Genomic DNA, 26,402 nt, shown 5'->3' with positions numbered 1-26,402 from the left:
GTCAGTGCGTCGCGTGCGTCGCGGAGTGGAGGGGTTCGTGGTCGCGTTCGTAGTTCGCCAGAGCCAGGCCGAGGGCGAAGAAGGTGGGCGCCCACTCACCGACGAAGATGCCCCAGCGGTCGGCCCGGGCGGTGCCGGCCGATTCAGCCTTCATGGATCCGCACCAGGAGGCGATGGACAACCCGATCGACGCGAACGCCGCGGTGTAGGCGTGCTCGGACTTGAAGCCCTTTTCGTGCAGCACCTTGACGATCATGACTCTCCGTAAGGCAGAAGGGACACGGACTCCCTCCATCGTGGCCCCCGGTCTTCGGGGTCGCATCTCAGACCTCTCAGGCGTTCCCTGCTCGCACGCTCCCTGACCGCACGAGGAGTGCGGTCTCCCCGCCGTCGATGGAAGAGGAAGCCTCAGAGGTCTCCGGAGTGGCGGCGTACGCGGCCAGTCCGGGGCCGTGGCCCCGTTCCGGGCGGGCTCGACGCCACCTGGGTCGACTGCTTGCCGGCAGCCTCTCACGCACCCGTACGCGGCTTCACTGAAACGCCCCTGACCTGGTGTTTTCATCGATTCTGCCTAGGCTGCGGAGATCTGCCGAACACCATGGGAGGGGTCTTCGTGAGGGAGAAGAGAATCGGGTACGACGCGGTCGGGATCGAAGCGTTGGAGGGGCGGGAAGCCGTTCGGAAACGTCCCGGTATGTGGGTTGGCTCGACGAGCGAACGCGGGCTGCACGAAGTCGTGCTCCAGGTCGTGGGCTGGTCCGTCAACCGAGTCCTGGCGGGCCACGGAGGCGGCTCCGTCGATGTCGCGCTGACCCACGACGGCGGTGTGCGGGTCGCCGACTACGGGCCTGATGGTCCCTCCGCGGCCGACGAGGACACCGGGGGCCGCGATCTCGAAGCACTGCTGACCCGTATGTCCTCCGACGAGGGGGCTGGTCGGCACATCGCGCACGTGAGCCGGAGCGGCCAAGCGGGGCTCTTCGTGGCCAACGTCCTCTCGAGCAGACTGACGGCCGAGGTGCGGCGCGGAGGGACCTGCCGGGTCCAGGAGTACGCGCGCGGTGTGGCGGCCGCCCAGCCCGCCACCACGGAGTCGATGGCCGGAAGCAGAACGGTCATTGCCTTCTGGCCCGACACCGAGATCTTCGAAACGACGCGGTGCTCATTCGCCGTGCTGGCGGAGCGACTCCGGCAGGTGGCCTTCCTCAACCGAAGCCTGAGGATCTCGCTTACCGACGAACGCCCCGCAGGCGGGGCCCGGGAGGTGAGCTTCCGGTTTCCTGACGGCGTGCGGGACTTCGTGGCCGCCCTCGACGCGGAAACACCGGGCACCCACCATCCGGACATCATCGCCTTCGAGCACGAGGATCCGAGGATGGCGGGCACGATGGAGGTGGCCCTGCTGTGGAGCGGCTCCCGCCGGGAGCGCATACGCGGCTTCGCCAACAGCCGGGCCACTCGCCAGGGCGGCACGCACCTGGACGGCTTCCGGGACGGAGTGGCGGCGGCGGTGACCGAGTACGCCCGTGACCGGGGGCTGCTGACCGGGGACGACGCTCCCCGGGCCGACGGGATCAATGATGGCCTCACGGCCGTCGTGTCGGTGAAACTCGACCACCTCGAATACCTCGGCGCCACGCAGGGACTGCTGGGCAACAGCGACGTACGCGGCTGTGTCGGGGACGCTGTCCGCCGACATCTCGGCAGCCGGCTCAAGGAGCATCCGCAGCACGCCGCACAGGTCATCGACCGAATCCTGCGCAACACTCACCAGGACTGAACAGCGCCTGGCGGGGGCGCCGGCAGGGCACTGCCCATCGGGGCCCCGCACTGCGCTGCGGTCAACTTCGGCGCTCGCGCCGACCGACCTCGGCCGCCAACGGGCCATGCAGACTTCTCAGGGCCCGGTGAGTGGGATAGTCGCGGTGGTGACGCTTCCGCCGTACGTCCGCCGGGTGACCCGTACGCAGGAGGCGATCTTGTGCACGATGCGCTGCCTCAGCGCGTCCAACTCACCCTTTAATGGGAGCAGTTCGGGCGAGGGCGACGGCGGATACGGCCGGATCGCAGTGTCGTAGGGCCCGGTGACGCTGATCGTTACCTCGCACCGGTCGAAGGTGCAGGTGAGTTCGCAGGGGGGTCCGGGCGTGCTGGAGGTGAGGGCGTCGGCGATCAATTCCGAGGCGACCAGGAGTGCGTTGTCCACTCCTTCCTGGTGGGCTGCGCGAAAGTGGACGTCAGGGGCGCAGAGCAAGGGGTGGAGGGCGAACTCCACTTCCCTGCGGGCGTGCGCCGCCGAGTCAGGCCGACTGGTTGGCCCTGCCGGCCCGCCATCGGAGGCGTCGGAGGAGTGGGGGTCGGTCGGGTCTCGGTCCGCAGGGCTCATGTCCCCCGCCTACCCCGCCCTGCCGGACCATGCCGAAGGGGCGGAGTGGGAAGTGCTGTGTGCCTGGCCCGCCGCGACCGGGTGCGCGGGGGCCGGTCGGCTGGGCCGGGCCGGGCCCTCAGTTCTGGGTGAGCATGCCTTCGCGGAGCTTGGCGAGGATGCGGGTGAGAAGCCGTGAGACGTGCATCTGGGAAACCCCGAGCTGCTCGCCGATCTGGGCCTGGGTCATCTCCTGGCCGAAGCGCATCTCGACGATGCCGCGTTCACGCTCGTCCAGAGCGTCCAGGAGCGGGGCCAGGGCATGGAGGTTCTCGACCATTTCCATGCCCGGGTCGCAGTCGCCGGTGATGTCGGCGTAGCTGGTTCCGCTGTCGGAGGCGCCCTGCTCGGTCCCGCCGAGCGGGAGGTCGATGGAGCCCGCGGTGTAACCGTTGGAGGCGATGAGGCCGTCGATGACCTCTTCCTCGGTGATGTCCAGGTGGGCGGCGAGTTCGGCGACGGTGGGGTCCCGGTTGAGCTTGGTCGCGAGCTCTTCCTTGGTCTTGGCCAGGGTGACCCGCAGCTCCTGGAGGCGCCGGGGGACGTGGACGGACCAGGTCGTGTCGCGGAAGAAGCGCTTGATCTCCCCGACGATGTAAGGGATCGCGAAGGAGGTGAACTCGACCTCGCGCGAGAGCTCGAAGCGGTCGATCGCCTTGATCAGGCCGATGGTGCCGACCTGGATGATGTCCTCCATCTGGCCGTCGCCGCGGTTGCGGTACCGCTTCGCCGCGAACTGCACCAACGAGAGGTTCATCTCGATGAGGGTGTTACGGGCGTACTGGTACTCGCGTGTGCCCTCTTCGAGAACCCGCAGCTGATCGAAGAACAGCTTGCCCAAGGCGCGGGCGTCCTTCGGAGATATCGTTCCCGGGTCGTTGATCTGCGGAAGTGCTTCCGTCGCGTCGCTTCTTGTGCCGGGGGCCTTGAGGACTGTCGGCATGAGGATCCTTCCACTGCGCCGGAACGCAGCGGAGACCCGCGCACGTACTGGTGCGACTTCCCCGGCTGATGCGGATCACACCTGAACGTACCGACAGGAGCGTGCCTTCACACCCGGGTTGGGGGGGGCGACCCGTGCGCGTCGGGCTCAACGTGCTGTCGGAAGCTGGGGCGAAGGGGCCCGGTCGGTCGGCAGTGCGCCTGCCCCGGATCGACCTGCCAGAAGGGGCTCGGCCCGGGCCGAAGGCCACTCCCTCGGACGCTCACGTGGTGGTTGCCGGCGTACACCTGAACGCGGCAGTCAGGTTCTGCTACGCGTCCCCACGCTGAAGGAGCCGGGCGTACGCCCGATGAAGTGCCGCGCAGTACGGGTGAGGTGGGCCTGGCCGGCGAAGCCCGCGGTGGCTGCGGCCAGGGCGGCAGTCGATGGGTCGCGGCGTCGTACCGGCCGGCCTGGACCTTGTCGCCGGCCTCCCCCGTGCCGGAATTGCTGGCGTCATCGGCCGCCCGAGCTTCTCACCACTGTGGGCGCGGCTCGGGCCGGTCGCGTCCTGGCAGACGAGCAGGCAGCTCTCACTGACGACGGGCTGGGTACCATCGCGAAAGTTGCGCGCACCGGTTGGGGCGCGCATCAACCGATGATCGACGAGCTGCCTTGCGCGACGCGAGAACTCTTCAGCCATAGGTGGAGCGCCATCGCGACAGTGACCCGGATCGAGCGCACCTACCACCGGCGGCGGCGAGCCGGTAGGAGCCCCGTGGACACGTGAGCGCCGCCCCAACACCCGCACCTCACGGAGCCGGTCGGCGAGAACGAGGCGATCGATGTGCGCGCCGCGGGCAGAAACACCCCCACAGCCGTCACCTTTGAGACCTACCCGAGGAACGACAGCCGGACCTGGCGGTCGGCATTGTCGACGTTCGTGTCGACCAGGCAGACCGACTGCCAGGTCCCCAGCTCCAGCCGGCCGCCGATCACCGGCAGTGTGGCGTGGGGCGGGACCAAAGCGGGGAGTACGTGGTCGCGGCCGTGGCCGGGGCTGCCGTGGCGGTGTTGCCAGCGGTCGTCCGCCGGGAGCAGGTGGTGGAGAGCGGCCAGGAGGTCGTCGTCGCTGCCCGCGCCGGTCTCCAGTACGGCGATGCCGGCCGTGGCGTGCGGGACGAAGACGTTGAGCAGGCCGTCGCGGCCGGGGGCGGTGCGGGTGAGGAACTCCTCGCAGGCGCGCGTCAGGTCCGTGACGGTCTCGGCGGCACCCGTGGTGATGTTCAGGACCGTGGTGGTGAAGGAATCGGACATGCCTCCATCATCACCTCACCGGGGTGAGATGACGCGTCCACGCTCCGAGACGCCATTGACCGTGTCCCAACCGGATGACTACGTTCAGCGCCATGTTCCGATCAGCTCTGCTCACTTCGCGCGGTCACATCGACCTGCTGCGAGTGGCTTCCGCCGCGTGTTGTCGCGGCTGCTGACGTTCTCTCAGCGATCTCCGGGCCGTATCCGGCCGCGCGGCTGTGCCTGCGACGCCCGCGGTGCCCGCGACCTTTGCGGCATTCCGTCGCTCGTCCTGCCGTAGCCGCGTCCGGCTCCGTACCGCCTCACGCCCACTGAGCGCGCCCGCCCCGCCTGCCCTCGCCTTCCTGCCGGCCTTCGGCCGGTCCCCGCGCGTACGTGGTCACGGGTTTGCTCCGGCATGTCCGTCCCGCTGCCCGCCCTCCCCTCCCCCTCCTCTGCTCGCATCCATGCGTTTCTCCCTGGAGCCGTCATGACCGTCAGTCATGCACCACCACCCGCGATACCGGTCCCCCTCGAAAAATCCTCCGCGCCGGCGCCCACGCCGCCCGAGCTGGAGGCCGTCGTCCCGGCGTCCGCCCGCCGGTCACGGTTGCGGGCCGCTCCGCGGTGGGTGCGGCGAGCGGTGGGGCCGCTGCTGTTGCTCGCGCTGTGGCAGGTGTTCAGCGCCACGGGGGTGCTGGACCCCGATGCGCTCGCCTCTCCCGGGACCATCGCCCGGGCCGGCGCCGACCTGGTGGCCGACGGGACGCTGCCCGCCGCGATGGGTGTCTCGCTCCAGCGGGTGGTCGTGGGGCTCCTGCTCGGTGGGGTGATCGGGACGGTACTCGCGCTCGTGTCGGGGCTCTCGCGGCTCGGGGAGGACCTGGTCGACGCGACCGTGCAGATGCTGCGCACCGTGCCGTGGGTGGGGCTCATCCCGCTGTTCATCATCTGGCTCGGGATCGGCGAGGCACCCAAGGTGGCCCTCATAGCCCTCGGGGTCGCCTTTCACCTGTACCTGAACGTGTACGCCGGAATCCGGGGCGTCGACGCCCAGCTCATCGAGGCCGGTACGTCGTTGGGGCTCGGGCGGTGGGGGCTGGTACGGCATGTGGTGCTGCCGGGGGCGCTCCCCGGGGCCATGACCGGTCTGCGCTACTCACTGGCCACGGCCTGGCTCGCGCTCGTCTTCGGTGAGTCGATCAACGCCGACGCCGGGATCGGCTTCCTGATGAACCAGGCCCGGGAGTTCTTCCGGACCGACGTGATCGTCGTCTGTCTCGTCGTGTACGCCTTCCTCGGCCTCACCGCCGACGTCATCGTCCGGATCCTCGAAAGGCTGCTGCTGCAATGGCGACCGACCTTCACCGGCCAGTGAACACCCTCCTCGCCCCCACCCCCTCGGCATCTGCCGAGGCCTCTGAAGCAGCCGTACGGGTCGAAGGGCTCACCCGCGCCTTCGACGGGCGTGCGGTCATCGACGACCTCGATCTCACCCTCAAAGCGGGCGAGTTCACCGTGCTGCTCGGGCGCAGCGGTTGCGGCAAGTCGACTCTGCTGCGCGTGCTGGCCGGACTCGACCGGGAGATCTCGGGCACCGTTCTGGTGCCCCGCCGGCGCGCGGTCGCGTTCCAGGCCCCGCGCCTGATGCCCTGGAAGCGGGTCTGGCGCAATGTGCTGCTCGGGCTGCCGGGCAAGCCCGAGCGCGCCGTCGCCGAGCAGGCGTTGGCGGAGGTCGGACTGACGGAGCGGGCCGGGGCGTGGCCCAAGACGCTGTCCGGCGGCGAAGCCCAGCGCGCTTCGCTGGCCCGGGCCCTGGTACGCGAGCCCGATCTGCTGCTGCTCGACGAGCCCTTCGGAGCGCTGGACGCCCTGACCCGGATCAAGGCGCAGCAGCTCGTGGCCGAACTCTGGCAGCGGCGCGGCTGCGCCGTGCTCCTGGTCACCCACGACGTGGACGAGGCCCTGCTGCTCGCGGACCGGGTGCTGGTGATGCGCGACGGCCGGATCGCGTACGACACGCCCGTCGTCCTGGACCGGCCGCGCGAGGTCGGTTTCCCCGGGTTCACCGAGCTGCGGTCCCGCCTGCTGACCGAACTGGGCGTCGAGGGCGGGGGCCGTGCCCACGGTGGGCCGGGCGCCACCGCCGACGCCGCCGACGGTGCCCGTGCCAGTGCCAGCAGGGGCGTCGGCGGTGGCGGTGCCGAAGGCGGTGGTGGTGGCGACACGCCGCCCGAGGCCGCCGCCCCCTCCGGCCCCGCCCGAACCCCGTCCCAGGCCGCCGCCCCCGCCGGCCCCGCCCGAACCCCGTCCGGCCAGGTCCGTACGGAGAACCCCGACGCATCGCCCGCACACCCCCGTCACGGAGACCCGTCATGAAACGCCGCGCTCTGCCCGCACTCCTCCTCCCCCTCGCTCTGCTCCTCTCCGCGTGCGGCGGGGCCTCCTCCGCCGATTCGGGCGGCAACACGGACGGAAAGGGCACCCTCACGCTCAACGTCGGTGACCAGAAGGGCGGTTACGAGGCGATCCTGCGGGCCTCCGGAGAGCTCGACGACCTCGACTACCGCGTCAAGTGGTCCACCTTCACCTCAGGGCCACCCCTGCTGGAGGCCGTGAGCGCGGGGGCCGTGGACATCGGAGGCGTCGGCAACACGCCGCCCGTCTTCGCCGCGGGGGCCGACTCGAACATCGCCGTCGTCGGCGCCACCCACGGCTCGCCGGCCGGTGAGGTGATCGTCGTGCCCGAGGACTCCCCGCTGCGCAAACCCGCCCAGCTCAAGGGCAAGTCCATCGCCGTCGCCCAGGGCAGTTCGGCCCACTTCCAGCTGGTCGCCTCGCTCAAGAAGGCCGGGCTCGGGATCGGGGACGTGAAGCTGAACTACCTCCAGCCCGCCGACGCGCTCGCCGCGTTCAGCCGCGGCAAGGTCGACGCCTGGGCGATCTGGGACCCGTACACCTCGCAGGTCCTGCGTACGGCGGACGCGCGGGTACTCACGACCGGTGAAGGCGTGGTCAACGGCCTCGGATTCCAGGTCGCTTCGCCCGCCTCGCTGAAGGACGCGAAGAAGTCCAAGGCCATCGGCGACCTGCTCGTCCGGCTGGAGCGGGCCCAGAAGTGGGTCTTCGAGCATCCGGAGGAGTGGGCGAAGGTCTGGGCGAAGGAGACCGGACTCCCCTACGAGGTGGCGCTGGACGCCGTGAAGCTCAGCTACGGCACCCGCGTCCCGGTCGCGATCGACGCAGCGGCCATCGCCTCCGAGCAGGAGATCGCCGACGCCTTCGCCGAACTGAATCTGATTCCGCGGCGGTTCGACTTCGAGGACTACGTCGACACCCGGTTCAACCGCGACCTTCCGCCCTCCTCCACCGCACCCCGCTCCTATGGAAAGGCCTCCTCATGAACGTCCATCTGCACTGGTTCCTGCCGACCGGCGGCGACGGCCGGACGCTCGTCGACCGGCACGCGTACACCGACGGCGGCATCAAGCGCGACCGGATCACCCCGGTGAGCGGCGTGCGGGCCCCGGACATCGAGTATCTGACCCAGATCGCCAAAGCAGCCGAGCAGTTGGGCTTCGAGGCCGTACTGACTCCCACCGGCACCTGGTGCGAGGACGCCTGGCTGACCACGGTGGCGCTCGCCCAGCACACCGAGCGGCTGAAGTTCCTGGTGGCGTTCCGGCCGGGCGTCATCTCGCCCGTGCTCGCCGCGCAGATGGCCGCCACCTATCAGCGGATCACCCGGGGCCGGCTGCTGCTCAATGTGGTCACCGGCGGCGACTCCACCGAGCAGCGGCGTTTCGGGGACCACCTGGACCATGACCGGAGGTACGCGCGCACCGCGGAGTTCCTGTCGGTGGTGCGGGGGGCCTGGAGCGGGCAGCCGTACGACTTCGACGGTGAGCACTACCAGGTGGAGGGCGGGCTGACCGCGCTGCCGCCGGACCCGCTGCCGGAGATCTTCTTCGGGGGGTCGTCGGCGGCGGCCGGGCCGGTCGCCGCCGCGCACGCCGACGTCTATCTCACCTGGGGCGAGCCGCCGGCCGCCGTGAAGGAGAAGATCGACTGGATTCGGGGCCTGGCGGAGGAGCAGGGCCGCACGGTCCGGTTCGGCATCCGGCTGCACACCATTTCCCGGGACTCCTCGCGGGAGGCGTGGGCCACCGCCGACCGGCTGCTGGGCGACCTCGACCCGGACACCATCGCGGCCGCTCAGCAGGCGCTGGGGAAGAGCGAGTCGGTCGGGCAGCAGCGGATGCTGGCGCTGCACGGCGGGTCGCGGGACAAGCTGGAGATCGCGCCGAACCTCTGGGCGGGCGTCGGCCTGGTGCGTGGCGGGGCCGGGACCGCCCTGGTGGGCAGCCACGCGGAGGTCGCGGACCGGATCGAGGAGTACCACGCGCTGGGCGTGGAGCACTTCGTGCTCTCCGGGTATCCGCACCTGGAGGAGGCCTACTGGTTCGGCGAGGGGGTCACTCCCGAGTTGGCCCGTCGCGGGCTGCTGCCGACCGTCCCGGCGTCTCCGCTGCTGCACGGGGCTGGCGGCCGTGAGAACCGCCCGGCCTCGGCTCCCGGGGGTGCGCCGCTGCTGGTGGCCGGGGGTCGCTGAGCCTCGCGGTGGTGTCCGTCGGGGGGCCCCGGAGATAACCGGACCCCCCCCAATTGGTTTGAGACGTGAACCTTGGTGGGGGGGGGGGCGAGTCAGGGGGGGGGGGGGCGCGGGCGCGCGGCGCCGGTGGGGGGGGGGGGGGGGGGGGGCGCGGGGGGGGGGGGGGGGGGGGCCGGGGGCCCGGGGGGGGGGGGCCCGGGGGCGGCGCGCACCCCCCCCCCCCCCCCGACGAGTTAGTAGAAGCGTGAACATTTCTGGGGTGCGCGAGCTGGACGTGGTCGTGATCGGCGCGGGCCAGGCGGGGCTGTCCGCCGCCTACCACCTGCGCCGCGTCGGGCTGGAGCCGGAGAGCCGTTTCGTCGTGCTGGACCACGCGCCCCGGCCGGGTGGCGCGTGGCAGTTCCGCTGGCCCTCGCTGACGTACGGCAAGGTCCACGGGATGCACGCGCTGCCGGGCATGGAGCTGACCGGAGCCGACCCCGACCGGCCCTCCTCGGAGGTGATCGGCGGGTATTTCGCCGCGTACGAGGAGCGCTTCGATCTGCGGGTCCACCGGCCCGTGGAGGTGAGCGCCGTGCGGGAGGGAAGCGGCGGGCGGCTGCTGGTGGAGACGTCCGAGGGGAATTACGCGACGCGGGCCCTGATCAACGCGACCGGCACCTGGGACCGGCCGTTCTGGCCGCGCTATCCGGGCCAGGAGACCTTCCGGGGGCGGCAGTTGCACACGGCGAACTACCCGGGGCCCGAGGAGTTCGCGGGGCAGCGCGTCCTCGTGGTCGGGGGCGGCGCCTCCGGTACGCAGCATCTGATGGAGATCGCCGAGCACGCGGCCGGCACGTTCTGGGTGACGCGCAGCGAACCGGTGTTCCGCGAGGGGCCGTTCACCGAGGAGTGGGGGCGCGCGGCCGTGGCGATGGTGGAGGAGCGCGTCCGCAACGGGCTGCCGCCGAAGAGTGTGGTCAGCGTGACCGGGCTGCCGATGACCGATGCGGTGCGGCGCGCCCGGGAGCAGGGGGTGCTGGACCGGCTGCCGATGTTCGACCGGATCACCCCGACCGGCGTGGCCTGGGACGACGGCCGGACCGTCGAGGCCGACGTGATCCTCTGGGCGACCGGGTTCCGGCCCGCCGTGGACCATCTGGCCCCGCTGAGACTGCGTGAGCCGGGTGGTGGCATCCGGGCCGAGGACACCCGTGCCGTACGCGACCGGCGCGTGCATCTCGTGGGGTACGGGCCGTCCGCCAGCACCATCGGAGCCAACCGCGCGGGCCGCGCGGCGGTGCGGTCGGTCGTGCGGCTGCTGAAGGAGACCGACGCCGGCCGGACGGAACGGGACGCCGGGGCGGCGGTCGCCGTTCCCGTCGCGGGCCCAGGAGTCTGATCCCCGCGTCGGGAGGGAACCGGTCAGCTCGTGGTGGCGGCACCGCGGCTGCGGTTGAACTCCTCGACGTTTTTCTGCTGCTCGTCGTAGCTGTCGGTGAACCGGGTGTCGCCGGGGCCGACCGTGACGAAGTACAGCCAGGGGCCGGGCGTGGGGCTGACGGCCGCGCGCAGCGCCTCCTCCCCCGGGTTGCCGATGGGAGTCGGCGGGAGGCCCTTGATCCGGTAGCTGTTGTACGGGCTTTCCAGTTGGGTGTCGGCGGTCGTCGTGTCCAGGGTGGAGCGCTTCAGGGCGTAGTTGATGGTGGAGTCCATCTGGAGCGGCATGTCCTTGAGCAGCCGGTTGTAGACGACCCGGGCCACCTTGCCCATGTCGGACACGGAGTCGGCCTCGGCCTGGACGATGCTGGCGATCGTGACCGTGTCGTAGACCGAGACGTTGTTGCGCTGGGCCCCCGCCGTGACGTGGTCCGCGCCGAAATACGTGCGGGCGGTGTCGGCCATGTAGCGCAGCAGGCCGGCGGGCTCGGTCGCGTCGTCGATCGGGTACGTGGCCGGGAAGAGGTAGCCCTCGGGGTTGCCCTCGGCCTCCTCGGGCAGCTTCAGATCCACCGTCGACGCGGCTTTCCGTGTGCTGCCGGGCTTCAGGTCGAGCCGCCGGTCGACCTCTTCGTACACCTGCGAGGCGCGACGGCCCTCGGGGATCATCAGCGTGGCCTGCGGGCTCTCCTTCTCCTTTTGCGGCTGGTCCGATCCGGTCAGGGAGAGCGGGATCAGGACGGCGGCCGACACGACGAGCAGTGCGCCGACGACCATGACGATCTTCCCGCGGCGGGTCGGGCGGAGTCTGCGGCGGGGGCGGGCGTCCGGGGACTCGTTCACCATGCGGGCACGTTAACCCGGCATGTGAGCCACGGCCGGTAGCCCGACCACGGCGTCGGCTCCGGCGACACGAACGCCGTACGGCGCGAAGAGAACACCCGTGGCCGGAACACACGAACAAGGGATCGGATGTTCGCTGGAACGCGTGATCGTCAGGGGATTCATTGCTCTTCACTCGTCCGGGGCGTGATGATTGCAGAGCGCAGTCAACGGGCTGCAGACCGCTACTGCGTAGTCCCACAGATGCACCACGTACAAGGAGAAAGACCCGATGAACTTCCTGACCAACCTGCTTGCCGGCGTCGTCCACTTCGTGGGTTGGCTCGTCTGACCATCGCTCCACCCGGCGCCGTCGCTCCCCGTCCCACGGGAGTGGCGGCGCCGCCGTGTGTACGGAGCCGGTCTGCTCAGCCGCTCGTCGCGGGCGGTCAGGACGTCGGCACCGGGGTCGGGTGGGCGTCGCGGCGGATCAGGGCGGCGTAGCGGCCGTCGCGGTCGAGCAGCTCCTCGTGCGTACCTCGCTCGGCTACCCGGCCGTCCTCCAGGACGACGATCTGGTCAGCGTCGCGGACGGTGGAGAGCCGGTGCGCGATGGTGAGCGTGGTCCGTCCGGCGGACAGGGCGTCGATCGCTTCCTGCACGGCCTGTTCCGTACGGGTGTCGAGCGCGCTGGTCGCCTCGTCGAGGATCAGGACCGGCGGATCGCGCAGGATGGTGCGGGCGATGGCGAGGCGCTGCTTCTCGCCGCCCGAGAAGCGGTAGCCGCGCTCGCCGACCATCGTGTCGTAGCCGTCGGGCAGGGAGGCGATGTGGTCGTGGATCTGCGCGGCGCGGGCCGCGGCCTCGATCTCCTCGTCGGTGGCCTCCGGCTTGGCGAAGCGCAGGTTGTCGGCGACCGAGGCGTGAAAGAGGTAGGTCTCCTGGGAGACGACGCCGACCGCCCGGGCGAGGGTGTCGAAGTCCAGGTCGCGGACGTCGACCCCGTCGAGCGTGACCCGGCCGCCGGTGACGTCGTACAGCCGGGGCACCAGGTAGCTGAGGGTCGATTTGCCGGAACCGGTGGATCCGACGACCGCGAGGCCGGCGCCCGCGGGAACGGTCACGTCGATGCCGGTCAGGGTCGGGCCGCTCTTCTCGTCGTAGCTGAAGTCGACGTCCTCGAAAGCGATCTCGCCACGGATCTTCTCCAGGCGGACGGGGTGTTCCGGTTCGGTGATGTCCACCGTGAGGTCGAGGTACTCGAAGATGCGCTGGAAGAGGGCGAGGGAGGTCTGCATCTGCACACCGGTGGAGAGCAGGCTGACCGCCGGCCGGAACAGGCCCTGCTGGAGCGTGACGAAGGCGACCAGCGTGCCGATGGAGACGGCGGCGGCCCCGGAGGCGAAGGTGAGGCCGGCCGCCCAGTAGATGACGGCGGGCATGGCGGCCATCACGATGCCGATCGTGGACATCCGCCAGCGGCCGGCCATGTTGGAGCGCACTTCGAGGTCGACCAGGCGCTCGGACTCCTCGGCGAAGCCCTGGGTGAGGGAGTCGGAGCGGCCCATGGTGCGGCCGAGGAGGATGCCGCTGACCGAGAGGGACTCGGTGACCGTGGCGGCCATCGCGGCCATCTGCTTCTGGCGCTGGGTGGTGATCTTCTTGCGTTCCCGGCCGACGCGGCGGCTGATCGCGACGAAGACCGGCAGCAGGAGCAGCGAGACGACGGTGAGCCGCCAGTCGAGGGCGAGCATGGCGACGACGGTCGCGATGACGGCCGTGAGGTTGGAGACCAGCGAGGTCGCGGTGGAGGTGACCGTCGCCTGCATACCGCCGATGTCGTTGGCGATGCGGGACTGGACCTCGCCCGTGCGGGTGCGGGTGAAGAAGGCGAGCGGCATCCGCTGGAGCTGGGTGTAGACGGCGGTACGCAGGTCGTGCATGACGCGCTGGCCGACGGTGGTCGAGATGAGGGTCTGGAGCACGCCGAAGACGCTGGTCATCACGGCGGTGAGGATCATGCCGAGGGCCAGCAGGGTCAGCAGGCCCGTGCGTCCCTGCGGGATGGCGGTGTCGAGGATCTCGCGGAGCAGGAACGGGGAGGCGACGGACACCAGGGAGGATGCGCCGACCAGCAGGCCGACGACGGCCAGGCGGCCGCGATAGGGGCGGAAGAGACGGAGGATGCGGCGCACCTCGGCGGGCGGCCGGTCGGCTTCGGCGCGGGCATCGGGCGGGGGCGTCCACGTGGATTCGTCGGGTTTCATGGGCTCCTTCGTCGGGCGTGAGGCGCGGCCGGGACAGACCCGGCCTCCGCACATCGAGAGCTTAGCTCATTGTTACCTGTACTCACAATGAACAAGGTCCTGATATTGTTCCCGTATGGACGCCCCAGATTCCCCCGGCTCCCCCGATTCCCGCGACGGCGTGCTCGCCGAGCAGCTGCTGCGCCTCACCCGTCGGCTGCACCGCATCCAGCGCCGCCAGCTGGAGCCGATCGACATCACTCCGGCGCAGTTCCGGCTGTTGCGGACGGTCGCGAGTTACGACGCGGCCCCCCGGATGGCGGATCTCGCCCGGCGGCTGGACGTCGTGCCGCGCGCCGTGACGACGCTGGTCGACGCCCTGGAGGCGAGCGGCCGGGTGCGCCGCGCCCCGGATCCCGACAGCCGCCGGGTGGTCCGGATCGAGATCACCGACGAGGGGCGCGCCACGCTGCGGTCCCTGCGCAGCGCGCGCCGGGCCGCCGCAGAGGAGATCCTGGCTCCATTGACCGCCGATCAGCGCGAGGTGCTCGGCGGGCTGCTGTCCGCTCTGGTCGACGGAATGCCGGAGCGCCACTGCTGAGAGCTGTCGCTGAAGAGCCGTTGCCGAAAGCCGTTGCCGAGTGCGGCCGCTGAGCGCCGCGCCGAGGGGAAGGCCGATCACACATGCCTCTGCTGGAGCCCGATCCGGAAGCCCTGCGCCCGGGAACGGCACGCGAACCCGCCCCCGACCGAGTCACCGACGGCAGCGCGGGCGGCACCCCCGAGCCCCTGCGCTCCGAGCTGATCGCCCTGCTCGGCGCGGACAAGGTGCTCTGGAAGATCTCCGACCTCGTGCGGTACGCCTCCGACGCCAGCCCCTACCGCTTCCTCCCCCGGGTCGTGCTGGTCCCCGCGGACCTCGACGACGTCTCCGCGATCCTTTCGTACGCCCATGGCAAGGGCCGTGACGTGGTCTTCCGGGCCGCCGGCACCAGCCTCAACGGCCAGGCGCAGGGCGAGGACATCCTCGTCGACGTACGCCGCCACTGGACCGGCGTCGAGGTGCTGGACGACGGGGCGCGGGCCCGGATCCTGCCGGGCACCACCGTCATGCGGGCCAACATCACCCTCGCCCGGTTCGGGAGGCTGCTGGGCCCCGACCCGGCCAGCGCCATCGCCTGCACCGTCGGCGGGGTCGTCGCCAACAACGCCTCGGGCATGACGGCGGGCACCACCCGCAACTCCTACCGGACGCTCGCCTCGCTCACCTTCGTCCTGCCGAGCGGCACCGTCGTCGACACGGCCGACCCCGCCGCCGACGAGGAGCTGGCCCACGCCGAGCCGGAGCTGTGCGCGGGGCTGCTGGAGCTGAAGGCGGAGATCGAGGCGGACGAGGAGCTGACCGCCCGGATCCGCGCCAAGTACACGATCAAGAACACCAACGGCTACCGCCTGGACGCCTTCCTCGACGGGGCGACCCCGGTGCAGATCCTGCGGGGTCTCATGGTCGGCTCCGAGGGCACGTTCGGCTTCATCTCCGAGGTCGTCTTCGACACCCTGCCGCTGGACCGGCGGATCTCCAGCGCCCTGCTGTTCTTCCCCTCCCTCACCGCCGCCGCGGCCGCCGTGCCCCGGTTCAACGAGGCGGGGGCGATCGCCGTGGAGCTGATGGACGGCAACACCCTGCGCGCCTCGGTGAGCGTGCCGGGCGTTCCGGCGGACTGGGCGGCGCTGCCCCGGGAGACGACCGCACTGCTGGTGGAGTTCCGGGCCGCCGACGACGCGGGCCAGGAGGCGTTCGAGCGGGCGGCGGACACCGTCGTCGCCGATCTGGACCTGGTTCGTCCGGCCGCGTCGGTGACCAACGCGTTCACCCGGGACGCCGGGGCAATCGCCGGGTACTGGAAGGCCCGCAAGGCGTTCGTCACGGCGGTCGGCGGGTCCCGGCCCTCGGGCACCACCCTGATCACGGAGGACTTCGCGGTGCCGCCCGACCGGCTGGCGGACGCCTGCGGGGCGCTGCTGGAGCTCCAGTCGCGGCACGGCTTCGACGCCGCCGTGGCCGGTCATGCGGCGCACGGCAATCTGCACTTCCTGCTCGCGTTCGACGCGGCGAAGCCGGCCGACGTGACGCGGTACGACGCGTTCATGCAGGAGTTCTGCGGGCTGGTGGTGGACCGGTTCGACGGGTCGCTCAAGGCGGAGCACGCCACCGGACGCAATATCGCGCCGTTCCTGGAGCGGGAGTGGGGGCCGCGCGCCACCGAGCTGATGTGGCGGACCAAGCAGGTCATCGATCCCGCCGGGGTGCTCGCCCCGCGCATCGTGCTGGACCGGGACCCACGGGCCCATCTGCGGGGTCTGAAGACCATTCCGAAGGTGGAGGCGGTCGCCGACCCGTGCATCGAGTGCGGCTTCTGCGAACCGACCTGCCCCAGCCAGGATCTGACGACCACTCCGCGCCAGCGGATCGTGCTGCGCCGGGAGATGATGCGCCAGGGCGACGGCTCCCCGGTGGAGGCCGGCCTCCTGGACGCGTACGGATACGACGCCGTGGACACCTGTGCCGGAGATTCCACCTGCAAACTCGCCTGCCCGGTCGGCATCGACACGGGGGCGATGATGAAGGGCTTCCGGCACCGCAGGCACACCCCGCGCGAGGAGCGGATCGCCGCGCTCACCGCGAAGAACTTCCGCGCGGTCGAGGCCTCGGCGCGGCTCGCCGTCGCGGCGGCCGACGCGGTCGGCGACCGGGTGGGCGACGGTCCGCTGGAGGCCGTGACGCGGCTCGCCCGCAAGGCCGTCCGCCCCGATCTCGTACCGGAGTGGCTGCCGCAGATCCCCGGCGCGGCGGCCCGGCGGCTGCCGCGCACCTCCCGCGTCGGGGCGAGCGCGGTCTATTACCCGGCGTGTGTCAACCGCATCTTCGGCGGGCCGGGGGATGGGAGCGGCCCGGAGCTCTCCCTGGCCGAGGCGGTGGTCGCCGTGTCCGGCCGGGCCGGAAAGCCGGTGTGGATCCCCGAGGACGTCGCGGGGACGTGCTGCGCGACGATCTGGCACTCCAAGGGGTACGACGCGGGCACCAGGATCATGGCGAACCGCATCGTGGAGGCCGCCTGGGGCTGGACGGCGGGCGGGACGCTGCCGCTGGTCGTGGACGCCTCCTCGTGCACGCTCGGCATCGCCGAGGAGGTGGTGCCCTACCTCACCGATGACAACCGGGCGCTGCACCGCGAACTGACCGTCGTGGACTCGCTGGTGTGGGCTGCCGACGAGCTGCTGCCGGAGTTGACGGTGTTCCGGACCGCCGGTTCGGCCGTCGTGCATCCGACCTGTTCGATGGAACACCTGGGTGACGTGGGGCAGTTGCGGGCCCTGGCCGAGGCCTGCGCGGAGGAGGTCGTGGTCCCGGACGACGCGGGGTGCTGCGCGTTCGCGGGCGACCGGGGCATGCTGCACAAGGAGTTGACCGACTCGGCGACGGCCAAGGAGGCCGCCGAGGTCGACCGCCGCCCGTACGACGCCTATCTGTCGGCGAACCGGATGTGCGAGATCGGCATGGAGCGGGCAACCGGGCGCCCGTACCGCTCGGCGCTGATCGAATTGGAACACGCCACCCGGCCGACCGTCCGATGACTTCCTGACGTCGGCCGGAGACACCCCTTCCGACGTGCACACATGAGCGTTTCGCGGCCCCGATTGGTTGAACCGGTCGGGGTCGCGGCGTGCCGTGAGAAAAGTCCAAGGTTTGAGGACAAGAGTCCAAATACTTCCCTTGCGCACCCTCAGCCTCACCCTCCAGGGTCCTTACCGAGCCCCGGTCCCCGCGCTCGCCATCCGTGCGGGGACCGGACGCGCTCGCGCACCGTCTGAACCCCCAACCCCACCTGGAGGCTCGATGAACGACCACGCCCGGCCCGCACCGGAACCGCAGGGCATACCCCCGCACAGCGGCGCGGCCGACGAGGCGAAGCGGCAGGATCCCAGCCGCCGTTCGGTGCTGTGGACCACGGCGGGCGTGGCCGGCGCCGGAATCGGCCTCGGCGCACTGGGCGGCGGAACCGCGTCGGCGGCCGGGGCGACCGCCCCCGAAGCCGTCGCGGCCGCGGAGGCCGTCGCCGCCGCTCCCGCCCGGCAGGGCCGCACCATGGCGGACGTGCCCTTCGAGCGACGTTCCAAGGTCCGGGTCGGCATCATCGGCCTCGGCAACCGCGGCGACAGCATGATCGACCTGTTCCTCGCCGTCCCGGGCGTCCAGGTCAAGGCGGTCTGCGACACGGTCCGGGACAAGGCGGAGAAGGCCGCCAAGAAGGTGACGGCCGCCGGTCAGCCCGCCCCGGCGATCTACGCCAAGGACGAGCACGACTACGAGAACCTCTGCAAGCGCGGGGACATCGACTTCGTCTACGTGGTGACGCCGTGGGAGTTGCACTTCCCGATGGCGAAGGCGGCGATGCTGAACGGCAAGCACGTCGGCGTGGAGTGTCCGATCGCGATGCGGCTGGAGGAGCTCTGGCAGCTCGTCGACCTCTCCGAGCGCACCCGGCGGCACTGCATGCAGCTGGAGAACTGCTGTTACGGCAAGAACGAGATGCGGGTGCTGCGCATGGCGCACGCCGGTCTCTTCGGCGATCTGCTGCACGGGGCGGGGGCCTACAACCACGACCTGCGCGAGCTGATGTTCGACCCCGACTACTACGAGGGTCCGTGGCGGCGGCTGTGGCACACCCGGCTGCGCGGTGACCTCTACCCCAACCACGGGTTCGGTCCGGTCGCCAACTACATGGACGTCAACCGGGGCGACCGTGCCGTGAGCATCACGAGCATCGGCACCCCGGCGCTGGGGCTTGCCGCCTACCGCAAGGAGCACATGCCGCCCGGCGACCCGAGCTGGAAGGAGTCGTACATCGGGGCCGACCGGACGATCAGCCTCGTGCAGACGGCCAAGGGGCGGGTGATCCGGCTGGAGCACGACGTGTCGTCCCCGCACCCCTACTCCCGTATCAACAGCCTCGGCGGTACCCGGGGCGTGTTCGAGGACTACCCGGAGCGCGTCTACCTGGAGCCCACCAACACGAACCACGAGTGGGACGACTTCAAGAAGTACGCCGAGTGGGACCACTGGCTCTGGAAGGAGCACGCGAATCCGCCGGGCGGGCACGGCGGCATGGACTACATGATGGTCTTCCGGCTGATGCAGTGCATGCGGCTCGGACTGGTCCCCGACTTCGACGTGTACGACGCGGCGACCTGGACGGCCCCCGTGCCGCTGAGCCACCTCTCCATCAAGGCCAAGGGCGCGCCGCTGCCGATCCCGGACTTCACCCGGGGCGAGTGGAAGAAGGCCCGGTCCGGCATGGACTCCGAGAAGCCCGCGGAGTGACGTTCCCGGGGTCCCGGGCCGAGCGGGCCCGGGGCCCCGCAGGGCGGTGGCACGCCGTAAAACCGGTTGCCCCGGAACGGGACGAACAGGGAACCTTGCACGTCACCCCGTTCTTCGAGATCCACCCGGATCTCCGTTTCACAAGCCCTGGGACGTCATGCAGATTCGCGACCTTCCGTATTCGGATCCCGGCGACCCCGATGTCCGTTCAGGCCCCCGATTCCTCTACTGGATCGGGCGCAACCAGCTCGGTGGGCAGCTGAAGTCCCTCTCCTGGGGACTGCTGCACCAGCTCGGCATCGCGGGACTGCCGGTCACCGTGGGGCTCGCCGTCCAGGCCGTCATCGACCGCTCCGGGGGTCGGCTCGCCCTGGCGGGTGGCCTCATCGTGGCCCTCGGCGTGCTGATCGCCGTCGGCGACACCATGCTCCACCGGACCGCCGTGACCAACTGGATCACCGCCGCCGCTCGGGTGCAGCAGCTGCTCGCCCGCAAGACCGCCGAGCTGGGATCGGCGCTGACGCGGCGGGTCGCGGCCGGTGAGGTCGTCGCCGTCTCGACCGGCGACGTGGAGAAGATCGGCTGGTTCGTCGAGGCGCTCTCCCGCTTCGCCGCCGCGGCCACCGCCCTCGTGGTGATCTGCGTCGGTCTGGCGATCTACCTCCCGTCCCTCGGTCTGATGGTGGCGCTCGCCATGCCGGTGCTCGCCCTGGCCGTGCTGCCGTTGCTGCCGCGGGCCACCCGCCGCGCCGACGAACAGCGCGAGAAGGCGGGCAAGGCCACCGAGCTGGCCTCGGACACCGTCGCCGGGCTGCGGGTGCTGCGCGGCATCGGCGGCGAGGAGCTGTTCCTCGGCCGCTACCGCCGTGCCTCCCAGGAGGTCCGCCGCGCGGCCGTGCGCAGCGCCAGGATGTGGGCGCTGATCTCGGCGGTGCAGGTGCTGCTGCCGGGGATCCTGCTGATCTCCCTGGTCTGGTACGGGGCGACGCTCGCCCGGGACGGCCGCATCGACGTCGGCCAGCTCGTCACGGTCTACAGCGCGGCCACCCTGATGCTGTTCCCGCTCCGTCACTTCGAGGAGATCGCGATGGCGTACTCCTTCTCGCGGCCGTCCGCCCAGCGTGCGGTCCGCGTGCTGTCGTTGCGCCGCAGCTCGCGGGCGGCCACGGTGCAGGGCGTGACGCCGACCGGTGATCTGTACGACCCGGTGACCGGGCTGATGGCCCCGCGGGGGACGTTCACGGCCGTCGTCTGCGGCGACCCGGACGAGGCCGGCCGGCTGGCCGAGCGGCTCGGCGGGCACGCGGAGACCGGCGAGGAGAACGGGGAAGAGGACGGCGAGGCGTCGGCGGCGAAACCGTCGGTGCTGCTCGGCGGGGTCGCGCTGGACGAGATCCCGCTGGACGCCGCACGGGCCGCGGTGCTGGTCCAGGACAAGGACCCGGTGCTGCTGTCCGGCACGCTCCGGGAGCTGCTCGACGTACCGTCCTCGGGCCTGGTCACAGCGGACGCGGCCTTGGCGGCGGCCCAGTGCGGTGATGTGCTGAGCGCCCTGGCGCAGGCGTCCCCCGACAACGACGGGGACCCGATGCGGACCCGGATCACCGAGCGCGGCCGGTCCCTGTCCGGCGGCCAGCGCCAGCGCCTCGCGCTGGCCCGGTCGCTGGTCACCGACCCGGAGGCGCTGGTGCTCGACGAGCCGACCTCCGCGGTCGACTCGCACACCGAGGCACGGGTCGCCGCCGGGATCGCCGAGCTGCGCCGGGGGCGTACGACGGTGGCGTTCGCCTCGTCGCCGCTGCTGCTCGACGCCGCCGACCGGGTGGTCCTCGTCCACGAGGGCGCCGTCGTCGCCGTGGGGGGCCACCGCGAACTGCTGCGCACCGAACCGCGCTACCGGGCGGTCGTCACCCGGGAGACCGACGACGAGGCGGCGGCGTCCGCACCGGACACCACGGCCGGCATCGAAGCGGTCCCCGCCATGAAGAACATCCAGGAAATCGAGGAGAGGGCATGATCGGCGTCGCACCCCCGGCGTACGACCCCGCGGCCCCGGAGTCGGCGACGACGCTGCCCGTGGGCACGCCGACGACCGTGCGGGGATACGTACGGAGTCTGCTGCGCCGGCACCGCAGGGCGTTCACCGTCCTGATCACGGTCAACGCGGTGGCGGTGATCGCCTCGATCACCGGACCGTATCTGCTGGGCGGGCTGGTCGAGGACCTGTCCGACGGCGTCACCGACCTGCATCTGGAGCGTACGGCTGCGATCTTCGCGGTGGCGCTGGTCATCCAGACCGTCTTCACCCGCTCCATGCGGCTGCGCGGCGCGATGCTGGGCGAGGAGATGCTCGCGGATCTGCGCGAGGACTTCCTCGTCCGGTCCGTCGGGCTGCCGCCCGGGGTTCTGGAGCGGGCCGGGACGGGCGATCTGCTCTCCCGGATCACCACGGACATCGACCGGCTGGCGAACGCGATGCGCGAGGCTGTGCCGCAGTTGGCGATCGGCGTCGTCTGGGCCGGTCTGCTGATCGGCGCGCTGACGGTGACCGCTCCCCCGCTGGCGCTGGCCGTGCTGATCGCGCTGCCGGTGCTGATCGTGGGCTGCCGCTGGTACTTCCGGCGGGCCCCCTCCGCGTACCGCTCGGAGGCCGCCGGTTACGCCGCCGTCGCCGCGATGCTCGCGGAGACCGTGGACGCCGGGCGGACCGTGGAGGCGCACCGCCTCGGCGACCGCCGGGTCGCGCTGTCGGACCGGCGGATCACCGAGTGGACCGCGTGGGAGCGGTACACGCTGTTCCTGCGCTCGGTGCTGTTCCCCGTCATCAACGCGACGTACGTGACGATCCTCGGCGCGGTCCTGCTGCTGGGCGGCTGGTTCGTGCTGGAGGGGTGGATCACGGTCGGCCAGCTGACCACAGGGGCGCTGCTGGCCCAGATGATGGTCGACCCGATCGGTCTGATCCTGCGCTGGTACGACGAGCTCCAGGTGGCCCAGGTGTCGCTGGCCCGGCTGGTCGGCGTCCGGGAGATCGAGCCGGACGCGGGCGATGCCGGGGTGGGTCCGGACGGCCGGGACGTGCGGGCGGACGACGTCCGCTTCGGGTACCGGGAGGGCGTCGACGTCCTGCACAAGGTGTCGCTCGACGTGGCTCCGGGCACCCGGCTCGCCCTGGTCGGCCCGTCCGGCGCGGGCAAGTCGACGCTGGGGCGGCTGCTGGCGGGGATCTACGCGCCCCGCACCGGCGAGGTGACGCTCGGCGGGGCGGAGTTGTCGCGGATGACGGCGGAGCGGGTCCGCGAGCATGTCGCCCTGGTCAACCAGGAACACCACGTCTTCGTCGGTTCGCTCCGGGACAACCTCCGCCTCGCCCGCGAAGGGGCGGAGGACGCGGAGCTGTGGGCCTCGCTCGCCGCGGTCGACGCCGACGGCTGGGCGAAGGCCCTGGAGAAGGGGCTGGACACCGAGGTCGGCTCGGGCGGGTTCGCGCTGACCCCCGCGCAGGCGCAGCAGATCGCGCTGGCCCGTCTCGTGCTGGCCGATCCGCACACGCTGGTGCTGGACGAGGCGACGTCGCTGCTGGACCCGCGGGCCGCCCGCCATCTGGAGCGTTCACTGGCCCGGGTGCTGGAGGGCCGTACGGTGGTGGCGATCGCGCACCGGCTGCACACCGCGCACGACGCGGATGTGATCGCGGTCGTGGAGGACGGCCGGATCAGCGAACTGGGCAGCCACGACGAGCTGGTGGCGGCGGACGGCGCGTACGCGTCGCTGTGGCGGTCCTGGCACGGGTGAGGCACTCGACGAACGGCCCGGGTTCACCGGGCCGTTCGGGTGGGGTGGGGCTGGAGGAGCTGGTCGACGGGGGCGTGGTCGTCGGTGAGCACCCGGGCGTTGCCGGTCCAGGTGGCGAGGTCGTCGCCGCCTGTGATCTTCCAGCCGACGTCCCGGGCGTCCAGGGCCTCCTGGATCGCGGGGGCGTCGACCGGCCGTCCGGAGGCGACGACCACCATGTTGCCGCCGACGGGGGACGCCGTGGGGTCCAGGCCGATGTCCGCGGGCTTCCCGAGCAGCGCGACATGGGGGAAGGTCGCGGCGAGGGTGGCGACCTCGGCGCGGACGAAAGCCAGTTCGCCGTGGTCGATGAGGTTGGCGACGTACAGGCCGTCCGCGTCGAGCGCCCGGCGCACGTCCTTCAGCGCCTGTGACGTCGTGAGGTGCCACGGCGCGCTGACGCCCCCGAAGGCGTCGCCGACGACCAGGTCGTGGCCGCCCGCGTCCAGCCGCCGCAGACCCAGCCGGCCGTCCTCCACCCGTACGTCGATGCCGGTCGCGGCCCCCGTGCCCAGGCCGAGCCGGTCGCGGTCGATGCGGACGACTCCGGGGTCGATCTCGGAGACGAGACTGCGGGTCCCGGGGCGGGCGGCCGCGAGGTAGCGGGGGAAGGTGAGGCCGCCGCCCCCGATGTGGTGGGCGGTCAGCGGATCGCCCTCGGGGAAGGCGGTGTCGACCACGGAGGCGAAGGCGCGTACGTACGCGAACCTCAGGTACGCCGGGTCCTCCACGTCGACGTAGGAGTGGCGCAGTCCGTCCAGGACGAGCGTGCGGCCGCTGTCCCGGTCCGGGTCCGCGACGACCTGCGCGCAGTGGTAGCGGGTCTCCGCGTCGCAGCCGCCGGGGGCGACCCCGGTGGCCAGGGTGCCCGCGACGACGGTGGCGAGCGCCACGGCCGTGGCGCGCCGCCGGCGACGGGCCCGCCATCCGACGACGGCGGCCCCGAGGACCAGCAGCGTTCCGAGGCCGATCAGGATGGAGCTGACGGGCAGCCGGGAGACCAGGACGAATCCGGTGAGGACGGTGCCGACGATGGCTCCGAAGGTACCGACGCCCGAGAGCCGCCCGACGACCGTCCCGGTCTCGGCGAGGCTGGTCAGCCGTAGCTTCGTCACGAACGGGGTCACCGCGGACAGCAGCGCGCCGGGCACCAGGAGCGTCGCCGAGGCGACCAGCAGGAGCAGCGCCGGCGACCACTGCGCGGTGGTACGGAGCAGGAGCGGGGTGAGCGCGACGACCACGCCCGACACCCCGAGCGCCGGGGCGATGAGCCGGTGCGGGTCGACCTGGTCCGCGATGCGCCCGCCCAGCCAGGAGCCCAGCGCGATGGCGGTCAGCGCGATGCCGATCACCATCGTGCTGGTTTCCAGGGTGAGGCCGAGGTAGGGGGCGAGCAGCCGCAGGGCGACGATCTCGACCACGAGGACGGCGGCCGACGACCCGAACACGAGGACCGCCGCGGCACGGGACCCCAGCCCCCTGGGGTCGTCGCGGGGCGGGTCGTCGCCCACGGGAGAGTCGTCGGCCACGGGCGAGGGGGGCGATGTGGTCACCGCAGCATCCTCGCACGGGGGCAGGGTCCGAACTCCCTGTGTTCCAAGAGGTGGAGGGAACGGGACAGCCGATCCGGGCGGGACGGGAACAGGTGTTCCACGACATCGCGGTGCGCCCGCGCCGGGGCCGGTGGTCCCATGATCCGGTGTGCAGAGGCGAGAAGCCCAGGCCCGACGCGGCCCCGGCCGTGGACCGGAGGCGTTTCCCGGATGCCGTGACCCGCTGGGAGGACCCGGTCCGGCGGGCGGCGGCCCTCGACCGGGTGACCGAGGGCCTCGCCCCTCCCCTCCGATCGGGCCCCGTTTCACCCCCGTCAGGAGGCGGATGCCGGGGCATCCGGTGAGGATGAGGGGTGAATCACCCGGTAAACGGGGCAGGCGAGCGCAGAACCACGCAAGCCCGAGAAGGGACGCAGACCGTGGCACCACCCAGGATTCTCGTCGTCGGCGCCGGCTTCGCAGGCGTCGAGTGCGTACGCCGTCTGGAGCGCAGGCTCGCTCCGGGCGAGGCACAGATCACGCTCGTCACACCGTTCTCCTACCAGCTCTATCTGCCGCTGCTCCCCCAGGTGGCCTCCGGGGTGCTCACCCCCCAGTCCGTCGCGGTGTCACTGCGCCGCAGCCGCCGCCACCGGACCCGGATCGTGCCGGGCGGGGCGATCGGCGTGGACACGCAGGCCAAGGTCTGCGTGATCCGCAAGATCACGGACGAGATCGTGAACGAGCCGTACGACTACATCGTGCTGGCGGCGGGCAGCGTCACCCGGACCTTCGACATTCCCGGGCTGCTCGACAACGCCCGGGGGATGAAGACGCTGGCCGAGGCCGCGTACGTGCGCGACCACGTCATCGCCCAGCTGGACCTGGCGGACGCCAGTCACGACGAGGCCGAGCGGGCCTCCCGGCTCCAGTTCGTGGTGGTCGGCGGCGGTTACGCGGGGACGGAGACGGCCGCCTGCCTCCGGCGCCTGACCACCAACGCGGTGAAGCACTATCCCCGGCTGGACCCGCGCCTCATCAAGTGGCATCTGATCGACATCGCGCCCAAGCTGATGCCGGAGCTCGGCGACAAGCTCGGCCAGGCCGCGCTGGAGGTGCTCCGCAAGCGGAACATCGAGGTGTCGCTCGGGGTCTCGATCGCCAAGGCGGGACCGGAGGAGGTCACGTTCACCGACGGCCGGGTGCTGCCCTGCCGGACCCTGATCTGGACCGCCGGGGTGGCCGCGAGTCCGCTGATCGCCACCCTCGGCGCGGAGACGGTACGCGGCCGGCTCGCCGTGACTCCGCAGCTGAGACTGCCGGGCGCGGACGGGGTGTTCTCGCTCGGCGACGCGGCCGCGGTGCCCGACCTGGCGAAGGGGGACGGGGCGGTCTGCCCGCCCACGGCGCAGCACGCGATGCGCCAGGGCCGGGTGCTGGCGGACAACCTGATCGCCTCGGTACGCCACGAGCCGCTCAAGGACTACGTGCACAAGGATCTGGGGCTCGTCGTGGACCTCGGCGGCAAGGACGCCGTGTCCAAGCCGCTGGGCATCGAGCTGCGCGGGCTGCCCGCGCAGGCGGTGGCCCGGGGCTACCACTGGTCGGCGCTGCGGACGAACGTGGCGAAGACCCGGGTCATGACGAACTGGATGCTGAACGCGGTCGCCGGCGACGACTTCGTCCGGACCGGGTTCCAGTCCCGCAAGCCGGCGACGCTGCGGGACTTCGAGTACACGGACGCCTATCTGACACCGGAGCAGATCAAGGAGCACACGGCGGCGACCGTCATCAAGCACTGAGCCGCAGGTCGGCGTGGGCGCCGGCCGGCAGCCCCCGGGGGGGAAACCGCGGCCCGGGCACGTCCCGAAACACGGGGTGCGCCACCCCCGCCGGAGTGTGCCAGTAGAG

20 protein-coding genes are annotated in these 26,402 nt (G+C 71.6%); 13 read left to right on the top strand and 7 right to left on the bottom strand.

Annotated features, from left to right (window positions below; genetic code table 11):
• Position 1: 1 nt before the first annotated feature.
• Positions 2-256 carry a hypothetical protein gene (locus tag ACFWRV_RS25385; protein WP_384338047.1) on the bottom strand — a complete coding sequence of 85 codons (255 nt, stop codon included), beginning with the start codon at positions 254-256 and terminating at the stop codon, positions 2-4.
• A 438-nt stretch (positions 257-694) separates the two neighbouring features.
• Here ACFWRV_RS25385 and ACFWRV_RS25380 point away from each other — a divergent pair, with 438 nt between their 5' ends.
• Entirely contained in the window at positions 695-1,780 is a 1,086-nt protein-coding gene (locus tag ACFWRV_RS25380; protein WP_384338046.1) for a DNA gyrase subunit B, read from the top strand.
• Between the two features lie 117 nt (positions 1,781-1,897).
• Here the strand turns inward: ACFWRV_RS25380 and ACFWRV_RS25375 are convergent, their stop codons facing one another.
• The 3 genes from ACFWRV_RS25375 to ACFWRV_RS25365 all read right to left on the bottom strand — a co-directional run bounded on the left by ACFWRV_RS25375 (position 1,898) and on the right by ACFWRV_RS25365 (position 4,664).
• Positions 1,898-2,206 (bottom strand): hypothetical protein, encoded by a 309-nt coding sequence (locus ACFWRV_RS25375; RefSeq protein ID WP_384338045.1) that lies wholly within the window; start codon positions 2,204-2,206, stop codon positions 1,898-1,900.
• A 298-nt stretch (positions 2,207-2,504) separates the two neighbouring features.
• Positions 2,505-3,368: an RNA polymerase sigma factor SigF gene (locus ACFWRV_RS25370; RefSeq protein WP_384338044.1), complete on the bottom strand. Its 864-nt coding sequence runs from the start codon at positions 3,366-3,368 to the stop codon at positions 2,505-2,507.
• Between the two features lie 873 nt (positions 3,369-4,241).
• The gene (locus ACFWRV_RS25365) at positions 4,242-4,664 is read right to left on the bottom strand and encodes a YjbQ family protein (RefSeq protein ID WP_384338043.1); all 423 of its coding nucleotides are present in this window, start codon (positions 4,662-4,664) and stop codon (positions 4,242-4,244) included.
• 74 nt (positions 4,665-4,738) lie between these two features.
• On the opposite strand from ACFWRV_RS25365, the gene ACFWRV_RS25360 reads away from it, so the two are divergent.
• From ACFWRV_RS25360 to ACFWRV_RS25335, 6 genes are all read left to right on the top strand, one after another.
• On the top strand, positions 4,739-4,840 hold the full coding sequence (locus ACFWRV_RS25360) for a putative leader peptide (protein WP_350772794.1): 102 nt from the start codon (positions 4,739-4,741) through the stop codon (positions 4,838-4,840).
• A 293-nt stretch (positions 4,841-5,133) separates the two neighbouring features.
• Entirely contained in the window at positions 5,134-6,021 is an 888-nt protein-coding gene (locus ACFWRV_RS25355; RefSeq protein WP_384338042.1) for an ABC transporter permease, read from the top strand.
• Positions 5,994-7,022: an ABC transporter ATP-binding protein gene (locus ACFWRV_RS25350; protein ID WP_384338041.1), complete on the top strand. Its 1,029-nt coding sequence runs from the start codon at positions 5,994-5,996 to the stop codon at positions 7,020-7,022. The genes ACFWRV_RS25355 and ACFWRV_RS25350 overlap by 28 nt, the downstream gene beginning before the upstream one ends.
• The gene (locus tag ACFWRV_RS25345; protein WP_384338040.1) at positions 7,019-8,047 is read left to right on the top strand and encodes an ABC transporter substrate-binding protein; all 1,029 of its coding nucleotides are present in this window, start codon (positions 7,019-7,021) and stop codon (positions 8,045-8,047) included. The genes ACFWRV_RS25350 and ACFWRV_RS25345 overlap by 4 nt, the downstream gene beginning before the upstream one ends.
• Positions 8,044-9,255, top strand: a complete 1,212-nt coding sequence (locus ACFWRV_RS25340; protein WP_384338039.1) for an LLM class flavin-dependent oxidoreductase — start codon at positions 8,044-8,046, stop codon at positions 9,253-9,255. The genes ACFWRV_RS25345 and ACFWRV_RS25340 overlap by 4 nt, the downstream gene beginning before the upstream one ends.
• Positions 9,256-9,499: 244 nt before the next feature.
• On the top strand, positions 9,500-10,636 hold the full coding sequence (locus ACFWRV_RS25335) for an NAD(P)-binding domain-containing protein (RefSeq protein ID WP_384338038.1): 1,137 nt from the start codon (positions 9,500-9,502) through the stop codon (positions 10,634-10,636).
• 23 nt (positions 10,637-10,659) lie between these two features.
• Here ACFWRV_RS25335 and mltG read toward each other — a convergent pair whose 3' ends face one another.
• Both mltG and ACFWRV_RS25325 read right to left on the bottom strand, forming a co-directional pair.
• The gene (gene mltG / locus ACFWRV_RS25330; RefSeq protein ID WP_384338037.1) at positions 10,660-11,520 is read right to left on the bottom strand and encodes an endolytic transglycosylase MltG; all 861 of its coding nucleotides are present in this window, start codon (positions 11,518-11,520) and stop codon (positions 10,660-10,662) included.
• Between the two features lie 425 nt (positions 11,521-11,945).
• Positions 11,946-13,763, bottom strand: a complete 1,818-nt coding sequence (locus tag ACFWRV_RS25325; protein WP_384338036.1) for an ABC transporter ATP-binding protein — start codon at positions 13,761-13,763, stop codon at positions 11,946-11,948.
• 115 nt (positions 13,764-13,878) lie between these two features.
• On the opposite strand from ACFWRV_RS25325, the gene ACFWRV_RS25320 reads away from it, so the two are divergent.
• From ACFWRV_RS25320 to ACFWRV_RS25300, 5 genes are all read left to right on the top strand, one after another.
• Positions 13,879-14,343, top strand: a complete 465-nt coding sequence (locus ACFWRV_RS25320; RefSeq protein WP_384338035.1) for a MarR family winged helix-turn-helix transcriptional regulator — start codon at positions 13,879-13,881, stop codon at positions 14,341-14,343.
• Between the two features lie 83 nt (positions 14,344-14,426).
• A complete protein-coding gene (locus ACFWRV_RS25315; protein ID WP_384338034.1) occupies positions 14,427-17,378 on the top strand; it encodes an FAD-binding and (Fe-S)-binding domain-containing protein in 2,952 nt (983 codons plus the stop codon).
• 262 nt (positions 17,379-17,640) lie between these two features.
• Positions 17,641-19,125 (top strand): Gfo/Idh/MocA family protein, encoded by a 1,485-nt coding sequence (locus tag ACFWRV_RS25310; protein ID WP_384338033.1) that lies wholly within the window; start codon positions 17,641-17,643, stop codon positions 19,123-19,125.
• A 157-nt stretch (positions 19,126-19,282) separates the two neighbouring features.
• Positions 19,283-21,142, top strand: a complete 1,860-nt coding sequence (locus ACFWRV_RS25305; protein ID WP_384338032.1) for an ABC transporter transmembrane domain-containing protein — start codon at positions 19,283-19,285, stop codon at positions 21,140-21,142.
• A complete protein-coding gene (locus tag ACFWRV_RS25300) occupies positions 21,139-22,920 on the top strand; it encodes an ABC transporter ATP-binding protein (protein ID WP_384338031.1) in 1,782 nt (593 codons plus the stop codon). Before ACFWRV_RS25305 ends, ACFWRV_RS25300 begins: the two co-directional genes overlap by 4 nt.
• Positions 22,921-22,943: 23 nt before the next feature.
• Here the strand turns inward: ACFWRV_RS25300 and ACFWRV_RS25295 are convergent, their stop codons facing one another.
• The gene (locus ACFWRV_RS25295; RefSeq protein ID WP_384338030.1) at positions 22,944-24,512 is read right to left on the bottom strand and encodes a fused MFS/spermidine synthase; all 1,569 of its coding nucleotides are present in this window, start codon (positions 24,510-24,512) and stop codon (positions 22,944-22,946) included.
• A gap of 419 nt (positions 24,513-24,931) precedes the next feature.
• Between ACFWRV_RS25295 and ACFWRV_RS25290 the strand changes: the two genes are divergently transcribed.
• A complete protein-coding gene (locus ACFWRV_RS25290) occupies positions 24,932-26,293 on the top strand; it encodes an NAD(P)/FAD-dependent oxidoreductase (protein WP_384338029.1) in 1,362 nt (453 codons plus the stop codon).
• Positions 26,294-26,402 lie beyond the last annotated feature (109 nt).

Origin of the sequence: Streptomyces sp. NPDC058576, assembly GCF_042718715.1 — a bacterium.
Lineage (GTDB): Bacteria > Actinomycetota > Actinomycetes > Streptomycetales > Streptomycetaceae > Streptomyces.
Note: the sequence above shows the minus strand (reverse complement) of the source record. Positions and strands in the feature narration are given on the sequence as shown.

Excerpts from the sequence above, each read along its gene's own strand:
- ACFWRV_RS25355 (WP_384338042.1), top strand. The coding sequence starts at position 5,134 with ATGACCGTCAGTCATGCACCACCACCCGCGATACCGGTCCCCCTCGAA.
- ACFWRV_RS25385 (WP_384338047.1), bottom strand. The coding sequence starts at position 256 with ATGATCGTCAAGGTGCTGCACGAAAAGGGCTTCAAGTCCGAGCACGCC.
- ACFWRV_RS25305 (WP_384338032.1), top strand. The coding sequence starts at position 19,283 with ATGCAGATTCGCGACCTTCCGTATTCGGATCCCGGCGACCCCGATGTC.
- ACFWRV_RS25320 (WP_384338035.1), top strand. The coding sequence starts at position 13,879 with ATGGACGCCCCAGATTCCCCCGGCTCCCCCGATTCCCGCGACGGCGTG.
- ACFWRV_RS25325 (WP_384338036.1), bottom strand. The coding sequence starts at position 13,763 with ATGAAACCCGACGAATCCACGTGGACGCCCCCGCCCGATGCCCGCGCC.
- ACFWRV_RS25370 (WP_384338044.1), bottom strand. The coding sequence starts at position 3,368 with ATGCCGACAGTCCTCAAGGCCCCCGGCACAAGAAGCGACGCGACGGAA.
- ACFWRV_RS25300 (WP_384338031.1), top strand. The coding sequence starts at position 21,139 with ATGATCGGCGTCGCACCCCCGGCGTACGACCCCGCGGCCCCGGAGTCG.
- mltG (WP_384338037.1), bottom strand. The coding sequence starts at position 11,520 with ATGGTGAACGAGTCCCCGGACGCCCGCCCCCGCCGCAGACTCCGCCCG.
- ACFWRV_RS25340 (WP_384338039.1), top strand. The coding sequence starts at position 8,044 with ATGAACGTCCATCTGCACTGGTTCCTGCCGACCGGCGGCGACGGCCGG.
- ACFWRV_RS25345 (WP_384338040.1), top strand. The coding sequence starts at position 7,019 with ATGAAACGCCGCGCTCTGCCCGCACTCCTCCTCCCCCTCGCTCTGCTC.
- ACFWRV_RS25380 (WP_384338046.1), top strand. The coding sequence starts at position 695 with ATGTGGGTTGGCTCGACGAGCGAACGCGGGCTGCACGAAGTCGTGCTC.
- ACFWRV_RS25365 (WP_384338043.1), bottom strand. The coding sequence starts at position 4,664 with ATGTCCGATTCCTTCACCACCACGGTCCTGAACATCACCACGGGTGCC.
- ACFWRV_RS25310 (WP_384338033.1), top strand. The coding sequence starts at position 17,641 with ATGAACGACCACGCCCGGCCCGCACCGGAACCGCAGGGCATACCCCCG.
- ACFWRV_RS25315 (WP_384338034.1), top strand. The coding sequence starts at position 14,427 with ATGCCTCTGCTGGAGCCCGATCCGGAAGCCCTGCGCCCGGGAACGGCA.
- ACFWRV_RS25350 (WP_384338041.1), top strand. The coding sequence starts at position 5,994 with ATGGCGACCGACCTTCACCGGCCAGTGAACACCCTCCTCGCCCCCACC.
- ACFWRV_RS25360 (WP_350772794.1), top strand. The coding sequence starts at position 4,739 with ATGACTACGTTCAGCGCCATGTTCCGATCAGCTCTGCTCACTTCGCGC.